Origin of the sequence: Paracoccus salipaludis (genome assembly GCF_002287065.1) — a bacterium.
In the GTDB taxonomy this organism is placed as follows: domain Bacteria; phylum Pseudomonadota; class Alphaproteobacteria; order Rhodobacterales; family Rhodobacteraceae; genus Paracoccus; species Paracoccus salipaludis.
Genome location: NZ_NSJZ01000146.1, coordinates 1 through 545 on the forward strand (window position 1 = coordinate 1; position 545 = coordinate 545).

Annotated in this window: 2 protein-coding genes; both read left to right on the forward strand. The window is 58.5% G+C overall.

Annotated elements, in window-relative coordinates; translation table 11 throughout:
* The coding region (locus tag CK240_RS17920) for a helix-turn-helix domain-containing protein (RefSeq protein ID WP_205957936.1) at nt 1–358 on the forward strand (358 nt) is incomplete at its 5' end.
* 36 nt (nt 359–394) lie between these two features.
* On the forward strand, nt 395–545 hold a 151-nt coding region (locus CK240_RS19675), incomplete at its 3' end, for a helix-turn-helix domain-containing protein (protein WP_135058986.1).

Below are 545 nucleotides of genomic sequence, written 5' to 3' on the forward strand. Positions count from 1 at the left end.
GTATCAGGACGCCGTGACCGAACGCCTGTTCGAGGCGGCAAAGACTGCCGGACAGGCCAAAGAGGCCATGTCGATCCTCTGGATCATTTGCCGCTACCTGTCTTGGCAGTCCTACGAGTGCACGAAGACCGCCGCCGACCTCTGCGATCTCACTCGCACCGACAAAGCCCAGATGGCACGCTCTCTCAACCTGCTTGAGGAAATTGGGGCGATCCGCCGGGTGAAGCGCGGCCGCAACAAGATCATCACCGTGACGCCCGAGGGTGCCTTCCGGGGCAACATCAACACCCACGGGCAGGCGGTCGAACGCTACCGGCTGGACGTGATCGAAGGTGGCAAATCTGACAACGAGAAGTGACAACTAACTGATATTGTCACTGACAGATCACTGCAAATGCTGACACCACAGCAGGCCGCAAGCCGCGCTCAGGTTTCGCGCGGCACCATCATGAATGCCATAAAAGATGGGCACCTTTTTGCTAGAAGGGACAACCGGAACCGCTGGCAGATCGAGCCTGCCGACCTGTTAAAATGGCTGTCAGACC